The 23143-nt window shown below is 56.4% G+C and carries 21 protein-coding genes and 1 pseudogene; 9 read left to right on the top strand and 13 right to left on the bottom strand.

Annotated elements, in window-relative coordinates; all coding sequences use genetic code 11:
- Positions 1 to 28: 28 nt before the first annotated feature.
- Positions 29 to 724 carry a B3/4 domain-containing protein gene (locus tag PSH94_RS12655; RefSeq protein WP_305437677.1) on the bottom strand — a complete coding sequence of 232 codons (696 nt, stop codon included), beginning with the start codon at positions 722 to 724 and terminating at the stop codon, positions 29 to 31.
- A gap of 160 nt (positions 725 to 884) precedes the next feature.
- On the opposite strand from PSH94_RS12655, the gene PSH94_RS12650 reads away from it, so the two are divergent.
- From PSH94_RS12650 to PSH94_RS12625, 6 genes are all read left to right on the top strand, one after another.
- Entirely contained in the window at positions 885 to 1487 is a 603-nt protein-coding gene (locus PSH94_RS12650; protein WP_305437676.1) for a helix-turn-helix domain-containing protein, read from the top strand.
- Between the two features lie 565 nt (positions 1488 to 2052).
- Positions 2053 to 3543 carry a carotenoid oxygenase family protein gene (locus PSH94_RS12645; protein ID WP_305437675.1) on the top strand — a complete coding sequence of 497 codons (1491 nt, stop codon included), beginning with the start codon at positions 2053 to 2055 and terminating at the stop codon, positions 3541 to 3543.
- 173 nt (positions 3544 to 3716) lie between these two features.
- Entirely contained in the window at positions 3717 to 4487 is a 771-nt protein-coding gene (locus tag PSH94_RS12640; protein WP_305437674.1) for a helix-turn-helix transcriptional regulator, read from the top strand.
- A 225-nt stretch (positions 4488 to 4712) separates the two neighbouring features.
- Complete coding sequence (locus tag PSH94_RS12635; RefSeq protein ID WP_305437673.1) at positions 4713 to 6071, top strand: FAD-binding protein; 1359 nt, start codon at positions 4713 to 4715, stop codon at positions 6069 to 6071.
- A gap of 272 nt (positions 6072 to 6343) precedes the next feature.
- A complete protein-coding gene (locus PSH94_RS12630) occupies positions 6344 to 7276 on the top strand; it encodes a transporter (RefSeq protein ID WP_305437672.1) in 933 nt (310 codons plus the stop codon).
- A 63-nt stretch (positions 7277 to 7339) separates the two neighbouring features.
- Entirely contained in the window at positions 7340 to 8806 is a 1467-nt protein-coding gene (locus PSH94_RS12625; protein WP_305437671.1) for an aldehyde dehydrogenase family protein, read from the top strand.
- 162 nt (positions 8807 to 8968) lie between these two features.
- On the opposite strand, the pseudogene PSH94_RS12620 reads toward PSH94_RS12625, so the two are convergent.
- Both PSH94_RS12620 and PSH94_RS12615 read right to left on the bottom strand, forming a co-directional pair.
- Positions 8969 to 9505: pseudogene (locus tag PSH94_RS12620) on the bottom strand (LysR substrate-binding domain-containing protein); the annotation flags it as partial.
- 37 nt (positions 9506 to 9542) lie between these two features.
- Positions 9543 to 9953 carry a helix-turn-helix domain-containing protein gene (locus PSH94_RS12615; protein ID WP_305437670.1) on the bottom strand — a complete coding sequence of 137 codons (411 nt, stop codon included), beginning with the start codon at positions 9951 to 9953 and terminating at the stop codon, positions 9543 to 9545.
- 89 nt (positions 9954 to 10042) lie between these two features.
- Here PSH94_RS12615 and PSH94_RS12610 point away from each other — a divergent pair, with 89 nt between their 5' ends.
- A complete protein-coding gene (locus PSH94_RS12610; RefSeq protein WP_305437669.1) occupies positions 10043 to 10906 on the top strand; it encodes an SDR family oxidoreductase in 864 nt (287 codons plus the stop codon).
- A gap of 115 nt (positions 10907 to 11021) precedes the next feature.
- Here PSH94_RS12610 and PSH94_RS12605 read toward each other — a convergent pair whose 3' ends face one another.
- The 10 genes from PSH94_RS12605 to PSH94_RS12560 form a co-directional block, all read right to left on the bottom strand.
- Entirely contained in the window at positions 11022 to 11954 is a 933-nt protein-coding gene (locus tag PSH94_RS12605; protein ID WP_305437668.1) for an alpha/beta hydrolase, read from the bottom strand.
- Between the two features lie 71 nt (positions 11955 to 12025).
- Positions 12026 to 13306 (bottom strand): OprD family outer membrane porin, encoded by a 1281-nt coding sequence (locus tag PSH94_RS12600; RefSeq protein WP_305437667.1) that lies wholly within the window; start codon positions 13304 to 13306, stop codon positions 12026 to 12028.
- 49 nt (positions 13307 to 13355) lie between these two features.
- Positions 13356 to 14225, bottom strand: coding sequence for an aldose 1-epimerase (locus PSH94_RS12595; RefSeq protein WP_305437666.1), 870 nt, complete (start codon positions 14223 to 14225; stop codon positions 13356 to 13358).
- An 89-nt stretch (positions 14226 to 14314) separates the two neighbouring features.
- Positions 14315 to 15406, bottom strand: a complete 1092-nt coding sequence (locus PSH94_RS12590) for a mandelate racemase/muconate lactonizing enzyme family protein (protein ID WP_305437665.1) — start codon at positions 15404 to 15406, stop codon at positions 14315 to 14317.
- Positions 15403 to 16212, bottom strand: a complete 810-nt coding sequence (locus tag PSH94_RS12585) for an NAD(P)-dependent oxidoreductase (RefSeq protein WP_305437664.1) — start codon at positions 16210 to 16212, stop codon at positions 15403 to 15405. Before PSH94_RS12585 ends, PSH94_RS12590 begins: the two co-directional genes overlap by 4 nt.
- Positions 16213 to 16265: 53 nt before the next feature.
- Positions 16266 to 17555, bottom strand: a complete 1290-nt coding sequence (locus PSH94_RS12580) for an MFS transporter (protein ID WP_305437663.1) — start codon at positions 17553 to 17555, stop codon at positions 16266 to 16268.
- 82 nt (positions 17556 to 17637) lie between these two features.
- Positions 17638 to 17931 carry a Dabb family protein gene (locus tag PSH94_RS12575; RefSeq protein WP_305437662.1) on the bottom strand — a complete coding sequence of 98 codons (294 nt, stop codon included), beginning with the start codon at positions 17929 to 17931 and terminating at the stop codon, positions 17638 to 17640.
- A 14-nt stretch (positions 17932 to 17945) separates the two neighbouring features.
- Positions 17946 to 19352: an aldehyde dehydrogenase (NADP(+)) gene (locus PSH94_RS12570; RefSeq protein WP_305437661.1), complete on the bottom strand. Its 1407-nt coding sequence runs from the start codon at positions 19350 to 19352 to the stop codon at positions 17946 to 17948.
- A gap of 12 nt (positions 19353 to 19364) precedes the next feature.
- Positions 19365 to 19811 (bottom strand): nuclear transport factor 2 family protein, encoded by a 447-nt coding sequence (locus tag PSH94_RS12565; protein ID WP_049708973.1) that lies wholly within the window; start codon positions 19809 to 19811, stop codon positions 19365 to 19367.
- A gap of 2 nt (positions 19812 to 19813) precedes the next feature.
- Positions 19814 to 20623, bottom strand: coding sequence for a ribonuclease activity regulator RraA (locus tag PSH94_RS12560; RefSeq protein ID WP_305437660.1), 810 nt, complete (start codon positions 20621 to 20623; stop codon positions 19814 to 19816).
- A gap of 172 nt (positions 20624 to 20795) precedes the next feature.
- Between PSH94_RS12560 and PSH94_RS12555 the strand changes: the two genes are divergently transcribed.
- Entirely contained in the window at positions 20796 to 22409 is a 1614-nt protein-coding gene (locus PSH94_RS12555) for an IclR family transcriptional regulator C-terminal domain-containing protein (protein WP_305437659.1), read from the top strand.
- Between the two features lie 67 nt (positions 22410 to 22476).
- On the top strand, positions 22477 to 23112 hold the full coding sequence (locus PSH94_RS12550) for a LysE family translocator (RefSeq protein ID WP_305437658.1): 636 nt from the start codon (positions 22477 to 22479) through the stop codon (positions 23110 to 23112).
- The last annotated feature ends 31 nt before the right edge of the window (positions 23113 to 23143 follow it).

Genomic DNA, 23143 nt, shown 5'->3' with positions numbered 1-23143 from the left:
TCATGACTCCATGGGTGTCGTCTTTGGATCAATTAGATCCAGGGCCAATTAGTGCGCTTTCAATTTGAACACCTGGCATCATCAGTTGCAGGCCTTCAATAAGCTTGTCGCCTGCTTCTGTCAGCGCTTCAAGAGGCATCGCTGGCAAACTTTCCAGAATGAACCACATGTGTTTTGCATCAGCACCCAGGCGGGTTCTGACACCTTGCCGCCAATTCCAACGGCGACATGTCACGCCTTTATCGTCCCGCCATACCACTTCGCCGACGTCTGGATACTCGTGAGCTGGAGCGCCTTCTTTCATGGTGTCAAAAGGCTCGGTACCGTCTGCGACGACGAGCCGCGGCGTGCCCACATAGGCGTCTATATTTTCCCCGCCCACAGGGATCGCATACTCGATACTGATGGCATTGTAGAGGTCAACGATGGGATCCAGGCTCGGTAAGCTGCCGTCTCGTAGAACACGCTTGCGCAATGCCTCAGCTGAGCAAGGCGTGCGTTGTGGCTTGGCCCCAAACTTTCGAAAGGTCTCTGCCCATGCTGCCAGATGCACGTCTCCCCAGGTGGGTCCGCTTGACAACACTGCCTGGCAAGCGCGGTCTAGGGCCGCTTGAGCGACATCAGGGTTGGTGAGGGGCGCGGCCTTCACAACGATACTCAGCGCCCGGAAGCCCGGTGCCAAATCTGCAACAGATTGGTCAATTAACGGCAATACGGACAGCATCAAAAATCTCCAGTGATCTACATGTCGTTTCATGCTAGCCATCGGCGACCAAAAAAGTCAATATATCGACCCTGCCAGTCAGATCCAGTTACCGAGCAGATTGACGACACCAGCAGCAAGCGTCGAGAATCCTTTCAACTTTCTCTCATGACCATCAATAATGACCCTAAACAACAGTATATCGACCACGCCCGGCGCCGATGCTCAGACTGTGAGCCTGGCCGTTGCGCGTACGCTCAAACAGGCACGAAAGAATCAAAAGATCACGTTGGATGAGCTATCTCGCCGCTCAGGCGTGAGTAAAGGCATGGTCGTCGAAATTGAGAAATGTACGGCTAACCCGAGCATTGGCATCCTGTGCAAAATCGCCGCAGCGTTGGGGCTTTCTGTTGCAGACATCGTCAATGTGACAGACGCCCCTGCCGCCCACATTATCGACAGTCAGGAGATCCCTACGCTCTGGACCGGCGATCTGGGTGGGACAGCTCGGCTGCTTGCAGGAACGACTGGACCCAACATGATTGAACTATGGCGCTGGGAAATGTTTCCGGGTGAGTCCTTTTCATCCCAAGGGCATCCTCAGGGCACACTTGAATTGTTTCATGTGGAGAAAGGGACGCTGAAATGTGTGGTCGGGGAAACAGAATTAGTCATCCCGGCAGGCTGCTCTGCTGTGGCAAAAACAGATGTTGCGCACTCCTACGCCAATGCGGGTAGGTCCAAGCTGATCTTCACCATGTCGGTCACTGAAATACACCAGTAAACGAGCTCAAACTCATCAGCACTGGTGAGTATTCTATTGGTGGGCGCTCTGGCAAAGTGCGAGGAAAGCTCGCACCTCAGCCTCCATGGAGGCTCGCCCGGCTCAGCAAGGTCAGGTGCAAACGTTTCCAGCTCGCGGCTAGGCACACTGTAAAGTTCACGGAAGTGCCTCTAGCGACAGAATCTCCAGCAACAGCTCCTGCATTAGCAGAACGCCACCTGGGCGATGTCGATGCAACAGGATAGATCGAGGCGCAAGCCCTTGCGTCTAATCTGCGGGACCACGCAGGTTGACCAGATTGGCATCGGCGACAGCGCCATAACCATCAGCCACATACAGTCCCGTCATGGACTATTAAAAGCTTCCGGCTAACGTAGCCACACCGTTCAACGCAAACTCTCGCTGATATTCCTCAGCTTCAGAATCAGCCCGCAGCTCAAAAAACTACAGGTTCATGGCACACCCTCTGTCATCGGAGCTGATGACAGAGGGTTACATCATTCGACCTGTACGCTGTTCCTGGCCAGCCTACAAAATAAAATAAACCATTGCAGGAATAGCTGACATGAGCCACGGTTTCCCAAAGAACTCGCCTGTCTTCTCCGGAGTCATGAGCCCTTCGCGTGTTGAGGCCGACATCCTCGATCTAGAGATAGAAGGCGAATTACCTCCGCAATTGAACGGTTCCCTGTACCGTGCTGGGCCAGACAATCGATTTCCACCGATGCTTGGCGATGACACAATCGTGCATGGTGACGGAATGATCACCATGCTACGTATCCAAAACGGGCGTGCCAGTTTTCGCAGCCGATACGTACGCACTGACCGCTTCCTAGCTGAGGAAAAAGCCGGTCGATCATTGTTCGGCGCCTATCGTAATCCTTACACCGATGACCCCAGCGTTGCGGGCGTGGATCGCGGCACAGCCAATACCAATGTCGTGTTCCACGCTAACCGTCTATTGACACTCAAGGAAGACGCGCTTCCAATTGAAATTGATCCACTGACGCTAGAGACCATCGGAAAATGGAATGCCGAAGGTACAATTACCAGCCCAGTGGTCACCGCTCACCCACATCCCGACGCACGAACAGGCGAGTTGCTGATGTTCGGGTATCAAGCCAAGGGAATAGGAAGCAACGACGTGGTTTTCCTGCCAGTGAATGCCGATGGCCAAGTACCAAGGGAAACCTGGTTCAAGGCCCCCTACCCTTGTCTGATGCATGATTGGTTTGCAACCGAGCATTACGCACTCTTCCCGGTTTCGCCCGCCGTGACATTTCCGGAAAGGGTAAAAAAGGGTGCACCGTACTATATGTGGGACAGCACCAAACCTAGCTACATCGGCGTATTACCGCGCGACGGAAGCGGCGAACCGCGTTGGTTCAAAGGGCCTGCGCGCTTTGCGATGCATTTCGTCAATGCCTGGGAGGAAAACGGGCGAATCACATTGCAAGCAGCCATGGCCTCCCCGGAATCACCACCGATGTTCCCTCCAGCCGATGCTGCAGAGCCGCCCAAAGAGTGGAAAAACGGCACCATTAAGATCGTCAACTGGTCGATGGACATGAGCGAAACCGACGACCGGATCGAGGAAACGGATCTGATCGATGACGATCTGTTCATTGAATTTCCGCGCATTGACGCTCGTTTCGAAACGGTTCGGCACCGCTATGTTTGGTGGCTGCGCAAGGATTTCCGTCGCCCTTCGGTTCCACACCTGTTGTCGGTTGTGAGCTTCAATGGCATCGAACGACGCGATGAACTGACGGGCGAGTTGGATACCTATTGGACGGACGATCGCTGGGCACTGGGTGAGCCGCTGTTCGTACCGCGCCAGCCGGGGTGCGCCGAGGGGGATGGTTTTATCATCGCCCCAGTTTTCCGGATCGAGGGACAAGGTAATGCCTACATGGTATTCGAAGCGATGAACATCGCTCAGGGACCGATTGCGACGGTTCACGTACCGTTCCACTTCCGGCCCGCATTTCACGGAAACTGGGTGACGTCCGAAGAAATCGACGTCGCAGTTGCCAAGCGCACGGCACACGCTTGACCAATTTTTAGCCATGGCCGCTGGGACGCGACTCCCTCTCTCATGACCACCTCGATACCCGGGGTGGTCATTTTGTCAGTGACCCTAGCTTAGAAATCCAGTCATTACAGCCCAAGATAAGGCTAGACTCAGCAAGAAAGCCAAATAAGATAATTAAATGGCGCCGGGAGACGATGATGGTATGGGTCACAGTTCCTGACATAGCCAGTGTGGAGATGGGATGGCTTGCGCATCTCATCGACAGCATCGGCACACCGAACATGGATTTTGCGATGCTGAGCGCAGTGAATGTGCTTGTTCCGGTGGAAGAAATTTCCGGCTACTTAGTCGATACATCGCTCAATCCGTTTGGCTCTTATGGCCGAAGGGCGGATAGCTTACAGCGCGCCAAGAGCTATGCTCTGCATCACCATAAACAAGACCCGCTCATTCAGGAGCTACGCACCCAACACTCACCCGGATTGATGCTCGTCAGGGTTGATCAGGCCTCGCGAATCCAAGACACCTGGCTGCGTTGGAACCATTTTGATGAGCCCGGATTTCGTTCACGAGTGTCATTCGTGCGCACCAACCCGAATGGGTGGTCGATGATCAATTTCTTTCTTACCTGTGAGACGCCTGACGATCGCACGCTCTCCGAGTTGATGCGATTCTCCGTCGCAGCTTTTCCTGTTGCACGACGCCACTTTCAGCTACCTGATTGGGAATTACAAAATCCAGGACTGAACTCTGCCGCACGCTTGGAGACAAAACTGGCCGAACATTTCCCAACCCTGACGCCCCGCGAGCGCAGCGTGTGTGCATTCACAATGCTGGGAAGGAACTCGCGGGAGATCGCCATGCACTTCAACATCACTCCAGCAACCGTTCTGACCTATCGTCGGCGCGCCTACGAGCGGCTCGGAATCAATAGCGCTGCGCAACTGCTTGGTCATCTCATCTAGTGACTTTGGATACCGTCCACACAGCCGACTTTGCGGGCTTGACAGGTAGGATCTAGGTGATCGTTCCATTGCGCAGTCGAACTACTCAACTCAAATAGTCAGTCAATATATGCACAGGGCTCACTGAATGAGCCATGCCATCTGAGCTGAGTACTTAAGTGATCGTCCGTTCTCTTTACTCTTTGAAGGCGCCTCCCTGCCTATCACTTTCAGAGAGTTTCAATTATGAACGACACGATAGCTGTGCAATTGCCTGATCTAGAAGGCCGACTGTGTACAGATTTAGAAACCCGACAGCGGATGGCCACAGACCTTGGCAATATCCTCTCAGAAGTCCCCTGCGCGGTACTGCGGCCGCAGTCCGGACAAGACATCGCCACTGTACTGATAGCGGCCGGACAGCTGGGACTATCGGTCACGATCAGGGGGTTGGGACGATCAGTCTACGGACATGCCGTCGTGCGCCCTGGCGGTGTGCTAATTGACATGTCGGGTTTCAATAAAGTCCATAAGGTCGAACAAGACCGGTGTGTTGTCGATGCGGGCGCTAATTGGACCTCTGTACTGGAAGCGACAATTGCGCATGGGCTGACCCCTCCCGTGCTAACGGACTTCGTAGACCTGAGCGTCGGAGGAACGCTTTCTTGGGGGGGCATGGGCGCAACATCCTTCCGACAGGGCCTCCAGGTCGACAACGTGCTAGAACTTGAAGTCATAACTACAGATGGCGCCCTCCACCATTGCTCCCCAGAAAAAGAAGCTGACCTTTTCTATTCTGTCCTGGGTGGCATGGGACTTGTCGGCGTTATGATGCGTGTCACTCTTCGCTTAATCGCAGCGCCCAAGCGGGTTCGTCGCCTTCAAATCCCCTACTCCGAAATTGCAGTCATGCAAGAGGACCTGCTCAAACTGGTGAAAGAACAACGTGTTGATGCAGCAGAGGGGCTGATCGTTGCACCGCGAGGCAAATGGGAAAACCTGATGGAGATTTCGATTTTCTATGACACGGATGAGCCTGACGAAGCGTTTGTGCTGCACGGCTTACATGGTGCGGTGGACGCAATCACCCGGATTGACTCGAACTACACTGAATTCGCCACCCGCTTGGGCGACATCAAGACGCTTCCATGCCAACCAACCGAAAGGCCGCATGCTCATCCCTGGTGGTCAACCATGACTTCTCAAAACTTGAGTACCGCTCTCATTGGCCAACTGGTCAACAGTATGGATGCGTCAAAGTCCGGCCCGTTCGATCTGATCGTGACCTATCCTGTGCCGACTGCGGTCTCACGTACGCCATTGCCGAGGGTGCCGGCTGCAGAGTGGCTATTCGTCGTGGCCAATTTTCTATGTGTCGATGCTGCGGATCATGTGCAGATTGCTGAAACACTCAAGCAGAACCGCGAGTTGTTTGAACAATCAGCCGCCGCTCACCCTCACGGAGCTGTAGATCCGGTTTGTGCCGTTGATTACTCCAAGAGCGAATGGGTAGCGCATTTCGGAGATGTGTGGCCGGTTTTTGAGGCCGCAAAACACAAATATGACCCACTAGGTACACTGGACAAGGCGCGTAGAGTCTTCTGAAAGGTGACGCACGAGAGGAGCTGCATACTGATATCAAGTAGGCACATGCAGCTCTTCCAGACTTCCACAGCTGAAATCTGCCCTGTTCCAGGCTTACAAAATAAATCGAGCTCACCTGCCCCCTTGTGTGACGACATGTCAGCAGAGCTGATGACAGATGCAATCCCGTCACATGCCTATTCTGATCTCCGTTGGTAACTGTCAGCCCTAACCAACTGATAGTCGTAGCTAACGTATGGCGCGCACTTTCTAATAATAAGAGAACAATAATAATGAGTAAAACAAAAGATAATCTTTGCCTCCTATTGGCTCTTACTGCAATAGCAATGTGTTCAAGAATGGTCCAAGCGAAGGAAGGCGCGGATTGGTATCCATACGGTTCAGAAACGTGGATGGCAGGTGTAACGCCTCCTCCAGGAGTTTATTTTATCGATTATCTGGGGTACTACTCCGCCGATTTGCGTGATGGCGACGGAAGAAAGGCTCCAGGCTCCATCCACGCCTGGTTCAATGCCTTCCGAATAGCGCACGTTACAAATGTGGAAATTCTCGGCGGAAAGTTTGCGTGGCATCTAATTCAACCTACAGTGCACATGGCGTCTGAAACTCCTGCTGGAAAAGTCTCTGGAGCCCGCTTCGCTGATTTGACCCTGGGACTGGCTAATACTTGGCGCCACAATAACTCAAGTTGGGCAGCCGGCCTGGGTATAAACCTCCCTACAGGTTATTACAGAGCAGGCCGCCCACAAGAAAGCGTAGGAACTGGATACTGGAGCGTAGAGCCGTCTCTCGCTTACACCTACCTGAGTGATACCGGATGGGAGTTTTCCACCAGGTTTGCTTACTTTTTGAATGCCACGAATCACGATTACAAGCCTGCTCCCGGAACTCAGTCAATCGACTACCGATCAGGTGACGAGATTCATATCGATTACCTGATTGGAAAGCGCTTCGGTCCCATGGGAGTCGGTATTTCAGGTTATTGGGTGAAGCAAATTAACAACGACGAGATCGATGGATCAGCAGTACCCGCCACCCCATTCACCTCCGAGGGACGCAGGGGACAAGTATTCGCTATAGGGCCGAGCGTGACTTACCAGACAAAATCGGGAGTTTCCGTAAGCCTGCAGTGGAACCATGAGTACCAAGTTAGAAATCGTTTCGGGGGGGACAAGACGTTGATGAAATTCAGCGTGCCATTCTGAACCCTATGACCGGCTTGTTTGAAACTTGAAAATTATCCACTGCACTCACGCAAGGAAAGTACCATGCCCCAAGCATACTCAGAATTCCATCTGCAACCCATCGCAGGTAAATGGCGCGAAGGCTCGGCCAAAAGCATCCTGAGTGTCACTGATCCGTTCGACCAGCAACTGCTGTGTGAAATCACTATGGCGAACGAGAAGGATGTGGACCAAGCTTATGATGCTGCCCGCCAGGCGCAGAGAAATTGGGCAGCACAGGGACCAAGTGCGCGCTCGGCAGTATTGTTGCGTGCGGCTCAAATTCTTGATGAGCGTCATGAGGAGCTGGTTGGCTGGATCATTCGCGAATCGGGTAGCACCCGGATCAAAGCCGAAATTGAGCTGCATTCCGCTCGAACCATCACCTTGGAAGCTGCAAGCTTTCCCAATCGAGCGCATGGACAAATAGTGGCATCGGACATTCCTCACAAAGAGAGCTTGATTTACCGCAAACCACTTGGAGTGGTTGGTCTGATCAGCCCGTGGAACTTCCCCTTCCACCTTACCCAACGATCTCTGGCGCCGGCCTTGGCTCTTGGCAACGCAGTAGTCATCAAGCCGGCCAGTGACACACCAATATCAGGAGGTCTACTCCTGGCCAAAGTGTTTGAGGAAGCCGGTTTACCGCCAGGAGTGCTGAGTGTCCTAGTAGGCGCTGGGAGCGAAATTGGCGGGCCCTTCGTCCGCCATGCGGTACCAGGGCTGATCTCATTTACTGGCTCGACCCCTGTAGGACAGAATATTGCTCAGCAGGTCGGAGCTTGTGCACATCTGAAGCATGTGGTCCTTGAGTTGGGTGGTAACAACCCATTCGTAGTGCTTGCCGACGCGGATTTGGAGCAGGCAGTTAAAGCCGCGGTATTTGGCAAGTTTCTGCATCAAGGGCAGATTTGCATGGCCATCAATCGCATCATTGTCGAGGCTCCCCTCTACGACGCGTTCATCACAGGCTTCGTCGAACAAGTCCGTAACCTCAAGGTCGGCGACCCCAAGGATCACGACACAGCCGTCGGCCCAGTGATAAACGTCAAACAGCTACAAAGCCACCTGCACAAGGTCGAGCAAGCCAAGGCCGAAGGCGCCAAACTGTTGCTGGGCTACGAACCAAAAGGCCAGTTATTTCACCCCCACGTGTTCGGAGATGTCACTCCTGAAATGGCCTTGGCGCGGGAAGAGATTTTCGGACCGATTGTTGGCATCCTGCGCGCTGACAACGAGGAGCACGCATTGTGGTTAGCCAATGATACAGAGTTTGGTCTATCAGCCGCAGTGTTTACCGCTGACTTAGCTCGGGGTGTGCGTTTCGCCCGACAGATTGAATCAGGCATGGCACACGTCAACGACATTCCTGTAGCTGATGCGCCTAACGTACCTTTTGGTGGTGAAAAAAATTCCGGTATCGGCCGCTTCAACGGTGAATGGGCGATCAACGAATTCACGACCACCCAGTGGGTGACGGTTCAAGGAGAACCTCGCACCTATCCGTTCTGATCGCTCACCTCGCCCAAGTCCAAGCCATCGCATCGGCCAACTTACACGTAGTGTCGAGCAGCTACGTTCGGGTCACTCCCAATTTACCTAGAGGGACACTGAAAAGATCAGCCAGTTGCAGCAGTTCAGTAACTGGACGGCAGAATGCAAATGGCTGCGCACTCAATACGCAAAGCCCTGCCCCAGCTCACTCTCCATCCACTTCAGAAAACGCCGAACGCGCGGGAAGCTGGAGTGGGCTTTGGGAAATACCAAATGGTGAGCAGCCACTGGCGCGCTGAGCGTTTCGGGTGCCACTTCGATCAGGCTGCCGGATGCCAGGTATTTCTTCGCGAGCAAGGTGCTTTCCAAGGCAAATCCCAACCCGTGACTGGCGGCTTCCAGCGACATGTACGATCGGTCGAAGCTTAATGCGTAAGGCTTTTCCGGGCATGCCAGGCCATGCTGTGCGAACCATTGCGGCCATTTGAGCAGGGTGGCTTTTGAAAGCACCAGGTCAAGATCCAACAGATCTGGCGCCCGGTGGATCGGGCATTGCGCGAGCAATTTCGGCGAAGCGAGCACCGCGAAGGTTTCCTTCCGGACGGTGCGGACTTCGTAACTTGGCCAGCTCGCAGTGCCGTGGCGGATATCCACATCAATCTTGTCCCGACTGAAATGCAACAACTCGTGTGAACATGACAAATTGATCTGGACATCCAAGCTTTAAGAGCAAAAACTTTATGGAAGTTTCCTATTAGCCTTCCCGCGAACTACGTTCATCCATAATTTTTTGTAGATTAGCTTCAATCCAATCTGCGAGAACTTCAACATGGCTCGCCACCTCAAGCCCCATAGGAGTAAGGCTATACTCAACATGAGGTGGCACTACCGGATATGATTTACGTACAACAAATCCATCGACCTCCAAAAGCTGAAGTGTTTGTGCAAGCATTTTTTCGCTCACACCTCCAATTTTTTTACGCAAGTCGCTAAAGCGGTGCGTGCCTGAAATTAATGCGATTAATATCAAGACGCCCCACCGGCTCGTGACATGTTGAAGGACGATCCTTAAAGGGCAACCTGCGTCAAATAGCTGACCCTTCCGTAATTGGTTAGCCACGGTAGTGGATCGCTCAAAGACTTCATAAGGTATGGAATCAGACATACATACTTACCTTCAGGTGCGTACTTACAAAAATATTGCCAGCCAAATATTCTGCCTGCACACACATTTTTTGTACAAGGAGCTTCTTCATGATTGCCATCACCGGTGCGACTGGCCAACTCGGCCGACTCGTTGTTGAAAAACTCATACAGAAAACACCCGCGTCCGATATCGTCGCCCTCGTTCGCCGCCCAGAAAAGGCGAGCCACCTAGGCGTAACAGCTCGTGCAGCCGACTACACTGAACCTGAAACTCTTGTCGCAGCCCTCGCTGGAGTTGACACGCTACTATTGATTTCATCAAGCGAAATCGGCAAACGCGTGGAACAGCATCAAAACGTCATCAATGCAGCAAAGCAGGCAAAAGTGAAGCGCATCGTTTACACCAGTCTTCTGCGTGCAGATACCTCACCATTAAGCCTCGCCGAAGAGCACCGTCAAACAGAGGCTGAACTTAGAGCCTCGGGTATTGAGTTCACCATTTTGCGCCATGGATGGTACGCCGAGAACCACACTGGTTTTATCCCCGGGGCGCTTGCTGCCGGTGCTTTTATTGGCAGCGCAGGGGCTGGCAAGATTGCGGCGGCAACCCGCGAAGACTACGCGCAAGCTGCTGCATTTGTGCTCACGAGTGAAGGTCATGAGGGTAAAACTTACGAACTGGCTGGCGATACTGCATGGACACTGTCTGAGCTTGCTGCAGAAATCTCTCGTCAAACCGGAAAGGCTATCCCTTACCAAAATTTGCCTGAGGCGGATTATGCCCATGCACTGGCGGGTTTTGGTCTACCGGAACCACTGGCCTGCGCCGTCGCCGGATACGATGTCAGCGCATCCGAGGGTGCACTTTTCGACGACAGCCACCAGCTCTCGAGGCTGTTAGGCAGAGCCACTACCTCACTTTCAACAGCGGTCTCTGCCGCCCTTAAAAACAGTGGGGCTGGCCCTCTGTAATTCGTAACGGGGCTAAAAATCTACAATAATCAACAGCGGCCCTGAGGCAGGCATCTAGCCTCACACCAGGGCCGCAAGTTGAACGGGCCTGTCTGGGAATGCACCGTTTGCAAGGTTAAGGCTGCAGTTTTTTTTCTACGTACATTGCTATGGAATCCCAAGCAGCTTCCACCATTGATGCGCCGAAAGCCCTCAATCCTGAGTGCACCAGACCGTGTGCGATGTGCAATTGTGTATCCACACCATGGGCCGCCAATAGTTCGTGATAGGACACTCCGTGATCTCGCAGGGGATCAATTTGCGCTACGACGACGAACGTCGGCGCAAGCCCACGAAAGTCTTTCGCTTCCAAAGGCATGGCGCATGGGTCCCGTCGGTCTTGCGCACTCGGCAGAAACCCCTCCAGAGACTTCCCTAGACCGGTCACTGTCATCATCGGTGCATTGGCATGTTCTTGCATGGATGGAAACTGGTGAGTAGTCGTCAAGACCGGATAGATCAACACCTGGGCCAACGGCTGAGGATGCCCATCTCGTCGTAAGGCCATACACAAACCCGCCGCCAGCGTACCTCCGGCACTGTCGCCGATGACCATCAAGCGTTCGGTACTGAGATCAGGATCGACGAATCCCTGCCGTAGTCCATGCCAAACGTCCAGGCAATCCTCCAATGGAGCTGGATAGCAATGCTCAGGTGCCAGCCGATAATCGACCGCAACAATGGCCACCTTCAACCGCTGGCCCAAGGCATATGCAAACCAGTCGTGGGTATCAAGGCTACCCAAATCCCAGCCGCCGCCGTGAATGTAAAGCAGCGTTGGCCAGCCTCCCACGGGGGGGATGTCGGCGGGTCGGTAGCATCGCAAGCGCAATCCCTGCCATTGGAGATCATCAATCCTCATGTCGTCAGGCGCAGGCGGCGTACAGGCTCGACAGGCACGTAAGAACGCTTCGCGCCGAGCAGCAAGGCTGTCATCTGCTGGGGAAAAACGCTGGCTGGCCTCGACGTAGGCTTGCATAGCGACATCGAGTTGGTAGGTTTGAGTCATGATGAAATGCACCTCCGAAAAACAAAGCTGCCGCGCTGCAAGCAGTGCGGCAACGTGATCATTTGCAGCGACTAAAACAGCGGCAAGCTGTAGGCCAGAATCACCCGATTTTCATCCCGTCGCCCGGTTGCATCCCCTTGCAACTGGACATTGCGCCAGCGCAGCGCGAGGTTTTTCAGTGGGCCGTCCTGAATCACATAAGTGATATCCAGGTTGCGCTCCCATTCGCTGGCGTCCTGACCTGCAACCTTGAAATTGTCGCCTTTCACGTAACGAGCAAAAGCCGTCAGGCCAGGCACGCCGAGCGGCGCAAAATCCAGGTCATAACGCGCCTGCCACGAGCGTTCCTGGGCACGGTCGAAACGTAGAACCTGCACCGCGTTAGCCACGCCTGGCAGGTCGGTGTCGTGAATAAATGGCAACGCGCTGTCGCCGGCGTTGTACTGGTAGCCGATGCGGAAAGTCTGCGCACGCAGGTTGGCGCTGAGCATCCCGGACGTCATGCGGCTGTCGAGTTTGCCTGCCTGTTCAGCGCCGGACTCACCTGTGTCGAGGTAATTGAGCGTACCCGACAGGTTCCACTCACCGGCCTTGTGCGTATGAGTCACGGTGTACAGGTTTTGCTGATAGACATCTTCCAGACGTCCACCCCACGCGCCTGCAGTCCATTGCGGGTTGATGCGCCAGGTACCGCCCAGGTAATTGAAGCGGTCGCTGAACACGCTGTAGTAATTGCCCACCTGAATCTCGCGACTGCCCGCGAATTCGCGCTGATTGACGCGGCGCATCTGGCCCAGGCTGATATCGAGACTATCGAACTCGCGGATGTCGAGCATCGCGCCTTCAAAGAACTGCGGCAGCAGTCGTGAATCTCCGGAAGTGACCAGCGGGATTTTCGGAAACAGGCCACCCACCTTAAGTTCACTCTTGGAGTACTTCAGTTTGAGCGCGGCGGTGGCCTCGGAAAAATTGTCGACCGAACGCGGGTCGGCATTACGAGGACCACCGGCGCGGTCGTATGCGCCAGGCAGCAATCCGGTGCCACTGCGCGAAGGCGACGAGTCGAGCTTAAGCCCCAGGCCCACGTAGACATCCACACCGACGCCAACCGTGCCGTCGGTGTAACCCGAGCCGCCCTTGAAGATGAAACCTTGTGCCCACTCCTCCAACTTTGACTGTGCCGGCTTGGTTGAATCCCGCAAGTCATGGTTGTAGTAGAAATTACGCAAGGTCAGATTGCCGTGAGCATCATCGATCAGATCAGCCTGGGCCGCCAAGGGGCCAAGGCTGAGCAGCAGTGTCAGAGGTTTTGCAGCGCGAGCGAAGCCCGCCTCGTGTGAGGATCTTTTCATTATTGTTGTTCTCGGTGGTGGGTGTCGATTCAGCGGTCAGTGGATGACATCAGGTGTCTTGCCAGGTGAAATCAAGGGTGGCACTCAGCCGTTGCCCTGGTGCCAGTTCATGTGTGCCCACGTCGTGCCAGGTTGAACACGGCAGGTTGAAGGCGTCGGCAAGGTGCGACACCGGCTCCAGGCAAAGGTAGGTGGCATTGGCCGGGGCGAAGGCGACGAAATGGCTCAGCGGCGTCGATGCGTGCAGGTCGAGCCGGCCGCTGGCATACGCCAATTGCAAATGCCCATCCCAACGCGACTGGTAATGGGCCAGTGCTCGCGCATCGTCCGCCTCGAACACCACGTTGCGCGGTTGGTCGAGGTACTCGCCAGTAACGAGGTAGTCGCAATCAATGGCCCAATCACGGCCGACCGTATAGTGCGCGCACAGGCCGGGGTGGCGTTGGAAATACGGGTGCAAGCCGAGTCCGCCGGGCATGGGTTGCTCGCCGTTGTTGGTCAACGCTAACGTGATACGCAAGCGATTACCGGACAAGGCAAATTGCTGCTCGGCACGAAAAGCCCACGGCCAATGCTCACCTTCATAATCACAGGCAATCAGCAACTGATCGGCCGTTGCGCTGACCACGTCCCAGGCCAGCGTGTGACTCACGCCGTGCAAGGTATGCGGGGCCGCTGCTGGATGGGCCGGCAAGCCGTGCACACGACCGTTGAAACTCAGTTGCGCATTACGCAGGCGGTTGGAGTACGGCATCAGCGGATACGCGCCCGCCCTGGGCCAGTTCAGCGGATCGAAACCCTCGCTGTCGATCGGAACCAGCACATCCAGCCCGTTCGCGCGCAGGGCGGCGATACGACCGCCCCAGGCGGGCAGCAAACTCAATGTCCAAGTGGCATTGCTCAGTACGACAGGTTGCATGGGACCTCCTGCGCCTGGATCAGGCACGGCAAACCCGGCCGCCGGTTGCGCGGCGACGACGGGTTATCAATTCACAAAGGGATGAAACGTCAACTACGCCGGAAACGCTCAATCACCTGCAGATCAATGTCCACACCAAGCCCGGCCCCCTGGGGAATCAGTAACTGGTTGCCCCGGCGTAGCGACTCCACCGGGTACAGCCAGTCCGCCGGCTCCACAAACAGGTACTCCACCTGGGGAACCCAAGGCTGGACCGCCGCCAAGTGCAGCGTGGCGATCAACCCAGGACCAAAGTACGGACAATGCGGCAGCACCACGGCATCGTGTTCACGCGCTAATTCGGCAATGCGCAAACATTCGGAAATGCCGCCGACCTTGGTCACACTGGGCTGGATCGAATCGACCGCGCCACTCGTCAAGGCCTGCTCGAACTGCACGGCCGTGCACCAGTTTTCCCCGGCGGAAATCGGTACCCCCTGACCGCGCAGGCTGGCGAGCGTGGCGAAGTCCTCGGGCGGGAAGATTGGCTCTTCCAGCCAGGCCAGGTTGAGGTCCGCCAACGCCGGCAGCCAATCACGGGTGTCTTGCACACTCCACGAACAATTGACATCGGTGGCCAGTGGCACCGAATCGCCCACGGCACGTCGGCAAGCGGCGATGTCGTGCAGGGTTGCCTCGTGCAGCTTGAGGTCGGTGAAGCCCATCGCCAAGGCTTTCTCGCAGGTAGCCGGAGCGATCTTGTCATCGCCATAACGCACCAGGCTGGCGTAGGCCGGAACCTGGTCTCGACAGGTTTCCCCCAACAGTCGATGCAACGGCAGGCCCTGACGTTTAGCCGCCAAGTCCCACAAGGCGATGTCGACCCCCGAGATGGCAAACATCGTCAACCCATAACGGCCAAACAGGTGCAGACGTTGCTGCAGATCCAGGCTCCATGCTGGGATATCAGTGATGTCTCGGTCCAGCAGCAGTGGTGCAATCAGGCGATCGATCAGCGCCTTGGTCGCGTCGGCAACGAAGTAACCGAAGGCTTCACCCCAGCCAATGTTGCCCTGCTCGTCTTCAAGACGAATAAGCACGTTTTCCAGGGTGCTCCAGGTTGAGGGTGTACCGCCCCGCCCTTTGCCACCATCCTGGAACGGAATTTCCACCACCATCGTATCGACACGGACGATCTTCATATGCGCTCCAGGACACTGGCCAATGGCACACCAGCATAGGCGCCGCCCACGTGGTCGCGGCCAGATCCTTCGGGAGCCATGGCCTCATAGGGAAGATAATGCTCGGCAAGGTGCTCACCCGAATTATCTTGCGGCGTATAGCCCAAGGCGCGCGCACGCTTGTTGTGGAACAACGGATTGGGACTCTCCGAGACGCCGTAGACGATCTCCTGGCGAACGTCCGGGTGCTCCAGGCCAATTAAAAGCAATTGCGCCAAATCGCGGGCGCTGGTCCACATGCGCAGACGGCGGGCGTCGGACACCTTAGGGTCAGCATTACCAATACGTACAATGAACGTGGCCAAGTCGCTGCGCTGGGAGATCATGGCGCACGCCGCTTCGCCAAATACCTTGCTCAAAGCGTAGTAACTGTCAGGTGCCACGGGCATGTCATCGAAGAACTCAGCAGCGTCACTGCGGTGTTGGCCCAGCACGTGATGACTGCTGGCGAACACAAAACGCTTTACGCCATGGTGCAGCGCAGCCTCCAACAGGTACAAGGTGGCGTGATAATTGGGCTCGACCGTCCTGACAAACTCAATGTCAGTACCGTGCGCGCAGGCCAGATGCAAGATCCCATCTACGCCGTCGACGGCCTGTTGCACACACGCCGGATCGGTCAGGTCACCGACTACCGCCGTCTCGCCAGCTACGAGATCTTCAACAGGTTTACGATCAAGCAGGCGCAGCGTGTAGCGCTGACGAAGAATGGGCCGCAGCGCGGTTCCGACGATACCGGCAGCGCCGGTGATAAGCAGCGTAGGCATGACAAATTCCCAAATTCGTTACGGACGCCGACGTTAGCCGGCGCTTCAAAGGATCAGGCGGCGGCAATGGCCATTTCGCGTTTCTGCGGCTTTTTGCCAACAAAGAACGCCACAATCAGCGCACCGAGGATGCCAAGGCCACCTGCCAAGGCAAAACCACTGCTGTAAGTGCCTGTGGATTGGATGATGAAGCCGGTGACCGTCGGCGCAACAATGCCCGACAGGTTGGCCAGCCCATGCATAAATCCACCCGCGGTGCCGACTTGGTGATCCGGCACCGCGTCCTGGATTAGCGACCAATACGCCGGCGCGGTAAGCATCAAGAAACCGATGGCAACGGTCATTACCGCCACAGTCGCGGTCACGCTCTCAACCTGACCGGTCAACCCGATACAAACCGCCGCAACCAACAGACAGGTGACGAGAACTACTTTGCGCGAAAACAGTTGCTTCCCAGTACGCTTGAATACCCAGTCAATGAGCAGGCCACCACATACGAAACCCACGGTACCCACCAGCCAAGGCAACGCCGTGACTATGCTCATGGCCTTGAGGTCGATGCCCTTGGCGTCGATCAGGTAGCTGGGAAACCAGGTCATGAAGAAGTAGAGTATGTAGTTGTAGCAAAACAGCGAAACCCCGGTGACCAATACCGAACGCTGCAGAATGATTTCCAAAACAGGGGTACGTGGCGCGTTTTCTACTGTAGAAACCGGCGCCTCACGGCCCTCGTTGATCTCTGCAAGCTCCTCGGGCGAGACCTTAGGATGCTCGTTCGGCGTCGACGTAGCCAGTCGGTACCAAGCGACTGCCCAGACCAAGCCGATTACAGCAATTACCACAAAGGCAACGCGCCAGCCCAACCATAGGGCGAGGAAACCGATGATAGGACCTGCCAAGGCACCGCCCAATGGCCCCCCAGCCTGGTTGAGACCAATGGCGCGGGCCCGCTCCTTAATGGGAAACCAGCTGTTTACGGTTTTATTGGCAGTGGTTGAAACCGGGCCCTCGCCCACCCCGAACAGTGCGCGGACGATCAAGAGCGACCAGAAATTGAAAGCCAGCGCAGTGGAGCCACACAGCACCGACCAGAAACTCATGGACCAAGTCAGTACGCGCTTGGGGCCGAAGCGGTCGGCGAGGTAACCGCCAATGAAACAAAACAGCGCGTAGCCAAAGAAAAAGCTGCTGAAGATCATGCCTTTTTCCGAAGGCGTGAGGTGATATTCCTGGGTAATAAACGGCATTGCAATCGACAACGCCGCACGATCGATATAGTTGATGATCATGGCGAGGAACAGCATCGTCAGGATCGTCCAACGGTAGTTCTTTTTCTTGTTCATGTACTTCTCCGCCCGGCATTGCAATGCCGGATCTTGTTGTTATAGCGCCTGACCCGAGCAACAGACCAGGCGCTGCTGGGGTCTATACGCTGTAATCCACTGCCACCCACTCGAAGTACTGCTTGAGGTCCGCCACCAAGGCCTGATGCGCGGGGTGCGGCAGGTAACGCTCGACCGCCGCCCCGTCATCAAAGGTGGACTCAAGGATGTAGTCCCAGCAGATTGGCCGGTCCAATTCGTTGGCCGCCACGTTCCACTGGCGTATGAAATCGATCTCCCTCTCCAGGCCACGCATGCGTGCGACCAAGCGAGCTTCCAGCTCGGGCTGCGGCTCAACACCCGCCAGGCGCCGGAACAATACGATATGTCGCATCATCGTTATGCCCTCCGTTAACCCAAGGCCCAGGCCGGCGCGTCTTGCAAGGCCACCGGGCGCAAGAAACGCTCGATCGCGGCATAACCGACGGAGGTGGTTTGTGGGGCGGTCGACGACGGCCAGGGTCCGCCGTGCTGCTGCGCGTGGCAGACGGCAACACCGGTCGGTACACCGCCGAACAGAACGCGACCCGATACGCGCTCGGCGGCACGCACCAATTGCCGATTGGACTCACTGGATTCTTCAGCGCCCCACAACGTTGTGGTCAAGGTCCCACCCACCACGTCCAGCACCTCAATGACCTGAGCCAACGACTGCGCAGTGACGATCAAAGCGGCTGGACCGAACATCTCTTCACGCAAGTGCGGGTTGGCGATGAATGCTTCTGCATCAGCGGCTAACAACCGAGGCGCGGGTCCCGCACCATCCTGCGCCTTGTCGAAGACTGGTGTTGCATGCTGCGCCACAATGGCAACGGCCGCCTCGAACCCCTTCTGCATGGCTTCTGTAAGCATGCGGTGCGTGCCGATGGGTGCAATGGCGTCGGCCAACTGCGCAACAAAACGCTGAGACTGGGACGACTCCAAAACAACTATCAGGCCTGGGCTGGTACAGAATTGACCGCAGCCGAGCGTGATGGAGGCCGCAAGTGTCTTAGCGAGCGTTTCACTGTCGTGCTCCAGTGCCGCCGGCAATACCACCAGCGGGTTGATAGAGCCCAACTCGCCAAAGAACGGCACCGGACGCGCACGCTCATTTGCCGCTTGCCACAGTGCCTTGCCCCCTTGGAAAGAGCCTGTGAACGCTACGGCAGCAATCCCGGGGTGCTGCACCAGGTAAGTACCGCCTGCACGTGACGCACTCTCAACCAGGGTCAATACGCCCTCGGGTAGCCCTTGCTCGCGAATGACTGCGGTAGCCACCTCGAATACGGCACGGGACAGCGCAGGATGGCCCGAGTGTGCCTTAACTACCACAGGACAACCGGCAGCCAGCGCAGAGGCGGTGTCGCCGCCGAGTACCGAGAAAGCGAACGGGAAATTGCTCGCGGAGAACATCGCTACAGGCCCCAGCGGGCGCTGTACTCGTACCAGTTTCGGCCGGCCAACCGGCGGGGTGCCGGCAACGGCCTCATCGACAACGCGGCGATAAGGCACGCCCGCCTCCACTTCACTGGCGAACCCACGCAGTTGGAACGCGGTACGTGCGACTTCACCGTTGAGCCGTGCTTCACCCAACCCGCTTTCACGGTCCGCGATGGCGACCAGTTGCGCCTGATTGTGCTCAAGGGCAGCAGCAAATCCGCGCAGTAAAGTAGCGCGTACCGCAACTGATGACTCAGCCCAGGTAACCGTGGCGTCTACTGCCTTAGCCACCACCTCATCGATGCCAAGCAGTGCGCAGTCTTGTTGATTACTCATGTCGATCTCCGTTCAGTGCGGCGCAGGGCCGAGGTTGTAACCACGACCTGCGTAGTCGAAATCCACCAGTTCGTTGATCGCTACTGCCTTATCCGCAGGTGAGGCGTAGTACGCACGAATCTCTTTGATCAAGCCGCTCTGCTCGTCGAACACATACCACTCATCTCCGCGCAGGGCGGTGTTCAGCTTGCTTTTCCAGTGGGTCCACTCGATCACAGCTTCATGGCTGTCGTGACTGACCAGAATTTTCTCGATGGTCCACTGTGAACCGAGATTCTCCACGCACCACTGCCACTTACGGGCAATGGCGTCAGCAGTGCGCCATGGAATATCCGGCAGGCCGGCTGGGAAGTAATGCACTGCATCCGGGGTGAAACAGGACACCAATTTGTCGTAGTCAGCCTCGTTGCAGGCATCGAAATAGCGACGAATCAATTGGGCGTAAGTGTGCTCGGCCACGGTCAGTCCTCCTTGCGGTCAATGATTGAAGGAATGGTCGGGCGGCCATTGGCGACCCAGGTGTGGTAATCAGCGATCGAAGCCGGGCTGGGTGGGTAAACGCCCCACAAGGCTTCACCTGCGGCAATGCGCATGGCCAGGTAACGTTCGAGGTCATCCTGCACGCTGCAGACCACGGCCAATTCTTCTGCCAAATGGGCTGGCACCAAGGTCAAGCCATCGGCATCACCTACGATGATGTCGCCGGGATAAACCGCGACACCGGCGCAGCCGATCGGTACTTGCAGATCGGCAACGTGGTGATAAGAAATACGAGTAGTTGCCGTGATCTCACGGGCGTAGGCAGGCAGGTTCATGCCCGCGATTTCGCTGCCGTCGCGCAGGGCGCCGTCCGTCACGATGGCCTTGGCGCCACGCGCCAGCAACCGCGTAACCAGAATATTGCCAGCAGAGGCGGCAGCCGGGTCATTGCGGCTATCGATCACCAATACATCACCCGGCTGAATCTGCTCGACGCCCTGCCACTGCAGGTTGTCGTCATTGGGTTTGGTCGTCATCGTCGCGTAGGTATCGATATCCTCACGCGCCGGGATAAAGCGCATGGTGAAAGCGCGTCCGGCGAACGGCTTGGTGTCGCGCGTCATGGCGCGCAGGCCGACCAGCGCAGGCTGGCGAAAACCACGCTTGAATAATTGAGTCGTTAACGAACCACTGCTGCACGTGGCGAGCTTGGCCAGGACTTCATCACTGACTTCAACCCGCTTGCCAGAAGCGCTTTCATGAGCGTCAGCGTAGGTGTGGATGGTGGACATTCTTATAGGTTCTCCAAACGATACGGCATCTGATGAGCAGTCAGGCATTCCCACCATGTGGAACTCAACCCGCAACCTGCCCCGCTGAGTTCGATTCTATGGCGGAAAACCGAATCAAAAAGCAGCAGAATGGGTGACCAACCAGAGCAGTTCCAAAAGGTGGGAATACTCGATGAAGACTGGAGATGGCACGGGCGCGCTGGAAAAAGCCCTGGATGTCTTGCAAGCTGTTGGCGCGACTCCCAACGGCATCAGCCAAACGCAATTGGCCGCTCAGGTTCAATTGCCACGCACAACGATGTACCGGATCCTCGCCACGCTGGTAGAGCGCGGCATGATTCGGCGCGACCCCACACGCAAGGTCTACCGGCTGGGCTTCAATTATCTGGAGATGGTACGTAACGCCTACCTGGAGCCGGACCTTGTGGCCGCCGCCAGCGCCGAGCTTCGTGCATTGCGTGACCTCACAGGCGAAACCTCTTACCTGGCTGTACTGGACGGTAACCAGGTGTTGTCGCTGGAGCGTTGCGATGGTGCCCACACCCTGCGCTCTGCCGCCAGCCTGGGCCAGGGCAAGCCGGTGTACTGCACCGGCCAGGGCAAAGCCATCCTTTCTGCGCTGGCGCCCGGCGCCCGTGACGACATTCTCAAGGGGCTGGTGCTAGAACCGCTGACACCACTGACGATCACCGATCGCCGGCGCTTGCTGGCCGAATTGCAGATCACCCGTACTCGCGGCTACGCGCTGGATGATGAAGAGATACGGCTCGGAGTGCGTTGCGTCGCCGCCCCGATCATCGATAAGCATGGCAGCGTGCGCGGTGCACTGAGCGTCGCCGGGCCGGCCTATCGACTCACCCTGGAGCGTTTGACATTGCTCGGTCCGGAGCTGGCAGATGCCGCGCGACGGGTCGGCGAACAGCTGCGGGGTGAGCCCTCAGCCCACCCGACCAGCGCTACGAACGTGGTGCCCGGGCCATGGGCTTTCCATGGTGCCTTCCCACGCTGGCACGCCGAGCAAAAACGGCTTTACTGGGCGGACACCCTCGCACCGGCGATACATTGCTGGGACGGTCGCAGCAGCCGCATTCTGAGCCGACTGGACTTCCCCGTGCGCGCCATGGAGATGCACCATGATGGGTTGTTGGTCGCCCACGCAGGAGGCTGGTCATTGATCGATTGGCAAGGCGCGGAGCATCCCATGCAGGATCTCCTGGGCTCCCGCCTCCTGGCCTTGGGCACCCACCCTTCAGGCACGCTGTGGGGATGTACCAGAACGTCAAGCGGCTGCGTAATTGGTGAGGTAAGTGTTGAGGGAGAACTGCGCCATGGCTGGACCATGAGCGAACAAGTCAGCAGTTTTCGGTGGGATGCTACCGGCACAGCGTTATACGCCATCGCACCAGGGACAGGCGACATCCTCAGGATGCGGCCTGGCAGCAACAGCGTGCGCCGACTGGCTACCTTGCCACGCGGAGGGGGAAGCCTAAGCGGCTTGGCTTTGGACGCACAGGGCGGCGTGTGGACAACACAGCGTGATGGCTGGAGTCTCGCGCGCTTTGATGCAGAGGGCAATCTGGACCGAATGATAGGCCTTCCAGTACCCAGCCCCACCGACCTATGCTTCGCAGGTAAAAATGGCACCACTCTGTATATCACCAGTTCCCGCCAAGAGCTAAAGCTGGAAGTGCTCGGAGGCGCACCTGACTCAGGTTGCTTACTGCAGCTCGAAGCAGAAGTTGCAGGACAGGCAGTGACGGCGAGTTGCTGGCGCCTAGACAGCTAACACGTTGGCGGCCCATTATCGACACTCAGAATGCTGACCGGTATGTGACGCTATCAAGGGGTTATTCATGTCATTTGATCTTCATCACTTGTTCCTCGTCTTCACGGCCTACATCGTTGGAGCTGCGAGCCCCGGCCCCAGCAACATGCGGATTATGGGCGTGGCAATGCATCAAGGCCGTAAGCCTGCACTTATGCTGGCGGCAGGCGTGATCAGCGGTTCGTTTTTCTGGGGATCTATGGCAGCTACAGGCGTCTCAGCCATCCTGGCGCAATATGCTCAGGCACTTGTTGTGTTAAAGATAGTGGGAGGAATGTACCTACTTTACCTCGCTATTAAAGCCGGCCGTTCCGCCATTACCTCCAATGCCCAGTTTGAAAACGAAATGGCAGCAGCTCCCGCTGTTTCTAGCTTCAGCCTCTACCAGCGCGGCCTGCTTATGCACCTCACAAACCCTAAAGCATTATTAGGCTGGATCGCGACAATGACACTCGGCCTGGGACCGCAAGCGACACCTGTCACCGTCGCAATCATCCTGGCCGGCTGTGCCGTGCTGAGCGTCACTATCTTCTGTAGCTACGCAATTGTCTTCTCCACCGCCCCGATGATTCGAGGATATCGTAGGGCTCGCCGATGGATTGAGGGTACGCTCGCAATAGTTTTTGGAGCTGCTGGAATGAAGTTGCTCTTTTCCCGCACTTGAATTCCCTCAAAGGTTGCTGAAGCAGCACACC

The organism is Pseudomonas sp. FP2254 (genome assembly GCF_030687695.1).
GTDB lineage: Bacteria > Pseudomonadota > Gammaproteobacteria > Pseudomonadales > Pseudomonadaceae > Aquipseudomonas > Aquipseudomonas quebecensis.
This window is presented reverse-complemented; position numbering and strand designations above follow the sequence as displayed.